We start from the raw sequence: 5,247 nt of genomic DNA on the forward strand, positions 1-5,247 counted from the left end.
CGAGGGCGGGTGCCCCTGTAGGAGCGAGGACGTGCACCGCCCCTCAAGCGCCCAACAAAACTGAGCGTAGACACGCGAAAGCCCGCCGCAACCCAAAGTCACAGCGGGCAATCATTTCGAAAAGTCTCTGTTACAGGACCGGCCAAATCCGCGTCACAAACTCGCGGAAATCCTCCACATCCTTACCCTGCTCCAACAAGCCAACGCCAAAACGAGTCGCAACCTCAGCATTATCCTCAAACGACAAATAAAACGAGCTGCCATTCACCGACTCAAGCGTCACCGCATCATCACCCACACGATACGCATGCAGAGCATTCGTATTATCAATCGTCGTAGCCGTACCCGCAGGCGTCAACGCCGGCAAATTCACCGGAGCAATAATCACCTCATCAGGCGCATCCTGATACCCAACAATAAAATGCTGCTGATCAGGATACTGATGCAACGCCAAATCAGGATTACGGTAAACCGCACGGCCCGTCGCATACACCAAATTGTATGCACCGTAATTAATAATCTGCTCGTCAAAAACCGGGTGCAGAACTCGGATAAGTTCTTCACCCGTCAAAAACACGTCACTCTCAACAGAGTTACGGGGGTCAACAACCTCTGCGTACTTACTTGCTTCGGTCAGCTCATCAGCGACCGGGATGATCGGTTCGGTCATAGCTTCAGTCTACCGGGGCAACCAACGAAGGTCACGAGTATTCGCGCATATTACGCGCCATGACGTCCAAAAATGCGAGTTTTTCTCACCTGTTCAAATGAACACGTGGGAATGTGTCAACAAGTGCAATGTGTCCACATCATGAAAGAAAGTATCTGACCTGCGCCTTTATGAACAAAAACGGGCGTGTTGCTCGATAGAGATTTGACTCACCCCTTCTTGGGGCGCACCATAGAAGGGTGAAGACAGCAATGTTCCAGCGAATTCTACGCCTTGTCGACGTCGCCTAGGGCGCGTGGCAGGGTCTATTCACTGCGACTGAGCGCCCCTACCGCTACCACCAACAGCGAGGGGCATTTTTTATAGCTTGGTACCCCCGGGCATAGGATGCGTGAGGATCACACAAACCCCACGCAGAACATTGAGTACAACGAAGAACCATTAAGACACGAGGCATTTCCATGACTATGGGATTTTCCACTTCTGATGACGCGGCAAACGCTCCCGCAGAACGCATGACCGGTTCTCAGGCAATCGTCCGCACCCTCGAAGACCTGGGTGTGACTGACGTATTCGGCCTGCCTGGTGGAGCCATTCTGCCGACCTATGACCCCCTGTACGACTCCAAGAAGGTCCGCCACATCCTGGTCCGCCACGAGCAGGGCGCAGGCCACGCAGCTCAGGGCTACGCAGTGTCCAGTGGTAAGACCGGCGTGTGCATTGCAACCTCCGGCCCCGGCGCAACCAACCTGCTGACCGCAATCGCTGACGCAAACATGGACTCCATCCCCCTGGTCGCAATCACCGGCCAGGTGTCCACTAAGTTGCTGGGCTCTGACGCATTCCAGGAAGCTGACATCGTCGGCATGGCAATGCCCATCTCCAAGCACTCCTTCATGATCACCGACCCGCAGGACATCCCCCGCGCGCTCGCAGCAGCATTCCACATCGCATCCACCGGACGCCCCGGCCCCGTGCTCGTGGACGTCACCAAGGACGCACAGGTTGGCATGATGGAATACCGCGGCATTCCTGAGGACCTGGAGCTGCGCGGCTACACCCCCGTCACCCGCGGTCACTCCAAGCAGATCCACGAAGCAGCTAAGTTCATCACCGAATCCAAGCGCCCCGTCTTCTACGTCGGTGGTGGCCTGGTCCGCGCAGGTGCTTCCGAAGAGTTCCACAAGCTGGCTAAGCTCATCGGTGCACCCGTCGTCACCACCCTGAACGCTATCGGTGCATTCCCCGACTCTGACCCCCAGAACCTCGGCATGCCCGGCATGCACGGCACCGTCCCCGCCGTCGCCGCAATGCAGAAGTCTGACCTGCTCATCACCCTCGGCGCACGCTTCGACGACCGCGTCACCGGTAAGCTCGACTCCTTCGCACCCGAGGCTAAGGTCATCCACATTGACGTTGATCCGGCAGAAATCTCGAAGATCCGCTTCGCAGACGTGCCGATCGTCGGCGACCTCAAGTACGTGCTGCCCGAGCTGACCGACCTGCTCTCCACCGAGTTCGCAGACCAGCTGCCGAACCTCACCGAATGGTGGAACGAGCTGAACGTCATCCGCAAGGATTACCCGCTCGGCTACGAAAAGCCCAACGATGGCCTCGGCTCGCCTGAGTACGTCCTGGAGCGTATTAGCGCTCTCACCGGCCCCGACGCATACTACGTCACCGGCGTTGGCCAGCACCAGATGTGGGGTGCACACTACATCCAGCAGGAGAGCCCCCGTCACTTCATCAGCTCCGCAGGTCTCGGCACCATGGGCTACGGCGTTCCTGCCGGCATGGGTGCAAAGGTCGCACACCCCGAATCCACCGTGTGGATTATCGACGGTGACGGCTGCTTCCAGATGACCAACCAGGAACTGGTCACCTGCGCACAGAACAACATCCCCGTCAAGGTTGCTATCATCAACAACTCCTCCCTCGGTATGGTGCGCCAGTGGCAGACTCTGTTCTACAACGAGCGCTACTCCAACACCGATCTGAAGGACGGTCACGGCACCGCACGCATCCCCGACTTCGTGAAGCTCGGCGACGCATACGGTTGCGCCACCTTCCGTTGCGAGCGCGACGAAGACGTGGACGCCACCATTAAGGCTGCCCTGGAAATCAACGACCGCCCCGTGGTCATTGACTTCACCGTCAGCCCCCACGCACTGGTCTGGCCCATGGTCCCGGCAGGCGTTTCTAATGACAAGATTTGGATTGCGAAGAACACTTCGCCCGAGTTCGATCGTGAGGGAGAGAACTAATGTCTCAGCACACTCTGTCCGTTCTGGTAGAAGATAAGCCGGGCGTTCTCACCCGCGTCTCCGGCCTGTTCTCCCGCCGCCTGTTCAACATCCTCTCCCTGGCTGTGGGCCCCACCGAAAACCCCGGTGTTTCCCGCATCACCGTCGTGACCGAGGGTGACGCACACACCATCGAGCAGATCACCAAGCAGCTGAACAAGCTTGTTCACGTGCTGAAGGTCGTCGAGCTTCCCGCCGACTCCTCCACCCAGCGCGGCCACATCCTGATTAAGGTCAAGGCCGACGCAGTTGCTCGCCTGCAGATCGTTCAGGCAGCTGACCTGTTCCGCGCATCTGTGATTGACGTTTCCCCTGAGTCTGTTGTCATCGAGGCAACCGGTTCTGAGGAGAAGCTCAACGCACTGCTGGATGTTCTGGAGCCTTACGGTGTTCGCGAAATTGTTCGCGCAGGCACCATCGGCCTGGCACGTGGCCCCCGCGCCATGAGCGAGCGCATCTAGCACAAAATACCTGACGCTACATTCCCGTAGCAGTTCTCCCGCCCGCACAACCGAAACACACGTATTCGCAGTGCGGGCGGGGGAGCATCAGGTACTCTCTATTTCTTTCTCTACTAGGTGATTTCTCTACCTGGGGACCCTAATGCCAAAGAAATAGATGCAGTACCCCATAAACTCTGCAGGTTGTAAAATCTTGAGCCACAATCTGAGAAGTGCTCTCGTAAACCTGCACCCCAAAAGCTATCAAGTAGAATAGTCAATGTTGAGCCCAGCCTGGGCCGCATACCAAACTTACTGAGGAGAAGAAATGGCAGCAACCATTTTCTACAACGACGACGCAGACCTCTCCCTGATCCAGGGTCGCACCGTAGCAGTTATCGGCTACGGCTCCCAGGGCCACGCACACGCACTGAACCTGCGTGACTCCGGCGTGAAGGTCATCGTCGGTCTGTCCGAGGGCTCCAAGTCCCGTGCCAAGGCTGAGGCAGAAGGCCTGCGCGTCGCAACCGTTGCAGAAGCAGCAGCAGAAGCAGACGTCATCATGATCCTGACCCCGGACCAGGTCCAGGCAAAGGTCTACGCAGAGAGCATCGAACCCCACCTGAAGCCCGGCAACGCACTGTTCTTCGCACACGGCTTCAACATCCGCTTCGGCTACATCACCGCACCCGAGGGTGTCGACGTGGCAATGGTCGCCCCCAAGGGCCCCGGCCACACCGTCCGCCGCGAATTCGAAGCAGGCCGCGGCGTTCCCGCCCTGGTCGCAGTTGAGAAGGACGCATCCGGCGAAGCACTCGCACTGGCACTGTCCTACGCAAAGGCACTGGGTGCAACCCGCGCAGGCGTCATTAAGACCACCTTCACCGAAGAGACCGAATCCGACCTGTTCGGCGAGCAGGCAGTCCTCTGCGGCTCCACCTCCCAGCTCGTCCAGTACGGCTTCGAGGTCCTGACCGAAGCTGGCTACCAGCCCGAAATCGCGTACTTCGAGGTTCTGCACGAGCTCAAGCTCATCGTTGACCTGATGATCGAGGGCGGCATCGCTAAGCAGCGTTGGTCCATCTCCGACACCGCAGAGTACGGCGACTACGTCTCCGGCCCCCGCGTAATCTCCCCCGAGGTCAAGGAAAACATGAAGGCTGTCCTGGCAGACATCCAGAACGGCAACTTCGCAAAGCGCTTCATGGAAGACCAGGCTGCAGGCGCACCCGAGTTCAAGGAACTGCGTGCAAAGGGCGAGGCACACCCCATCGAGGCAACCGGCCGCAAGCTGCGCGAGCTGTTCTCCTGGAACTCCGTTGACGACGACTACACCGAAGGTTCCGTCGCTCGCTAAACGGTAGCTCAGCAATAGCTTTATAAGAATCCGGTGCACCACCCACACTCCGCTACAGGGGGAGAGAGGTGGGGCGCCGGATTCTTGCTGTTTCAAGCTGAACAGCAGCACTCAACAGGTATGTGATGCAGTTCATGCTCACTTGAGTTGCGGGTGTCTATAAAATGCCGTATAGTATTTACTTGTTGCAGGGGAAACCCTGAAAAACAAATAAGCGCCTCTAGCTCAATTGGCAGAGCAATTGACTCTTAATCAATGGGTTCTGGGTTCGAGTCCCAGGGGGCGCACTTCACAGAAAATCCCGCTGATTCTTCGGAATCGGCGGGATTTTTGCGTTCCCCTTGAAATGCAGTCTTCATGGGTTGAGGAATCGGTGTTCGTCCTCGCTCCTGCAGGGGTTGGGTGGGTGGGTACCTCGCGTCTCCCAAGACTACGGGGTGCGCTACATGTTTCCTCCGCGCCTACGCAGGGGCACCC

4 protein-coding genes and 1 tRNA gene are annotated in these 5,247 nt (G+C 57.9%); 4 read left to right on the plus strand and 1 reads right to left on the minus strand.

From position 1 onward, the window contains the following. Positions 1–130: 130 nt before the first annotated feature. A complete protein-coding gene (locus HMPREF2712_RS05900; RefSeq protein WP_070614944.1) occupies positions 131–670 on the minus strand; it encodes a hypothetical protein in 540 nt (179 codons plus the stop codon). A gap of 461 nt (positions 671–1,131) precedes the next feature. Here HMPREF2712_RS05900 and HMPREF2712_RS05905 point away from each other — a divergent pair, with 461 nt between their 5' ends. The 4 genes from HMPREF2712_RS05905 (at position 1,132) to HMPREF2712_RS05920 (ending at position 5,057) form a co-directional block, all read left to right on the plus strand. Next, on the plus strand, positions 1,132–2,934 hold the full coding sequence (locus tag HMPREF2712_RS05905) for an acetolactate synthase large subunit (RefSeq protein ID WP_070614942.1): 1,803 nt from the start codon (positions 1,132–1,134) through the stop codon (positions 2,932–2,934). Next, the gene (gene ilvN / locus HMPREF2712_RS05910; RefSeq protein WP_005505523.1) at positions 2,934–3,434 is read left to right on the plus strand and encodes an acetolactate synthase small subunit; all 501 of its coding nucleotides are present in this window, start codon (positions 2,934–2,936) and stop codon (positions 3,432–3,434) included. The genes HMPREF2712_RS05905 and ilvN overlap by 1 nt, the downstream gene beginning before the upstream one ends. A 307-nt stretch (positions 3,435–3,741) precedes the next feature. Then, positions 3,742–4,770 (plus strand): ketol-acid reductoisomerase, encoded by a 1,029-nt coding sequence (ilvC, locus tag HMPREF2712_RS05915; RefSeq protein ID WP_070819503.1) that lies wholly within the window; start codon positions 3,742–3,744, stop codon positions 4,768–4,770. Positions 4,771–4,984: 214 nt separating this feature from the next. Further along, positions 4,985–5,057 (plus strand) — tRNA-Lys (locus HMPREF2712_RS05920). Positions 5,058–5,247: the final 190 nt, after the last annotated feature.

Origin of the sequence: Rothia sp. HMSC064F07, from assembly GCF_001837265.1 — a bacterium.
Classification (GTDB): Bacteria; Actinomycetota; Actinomycetes; order Actinomycetales; family Micrococcaceae; genus Rothia; species Rothia mucilaginosa.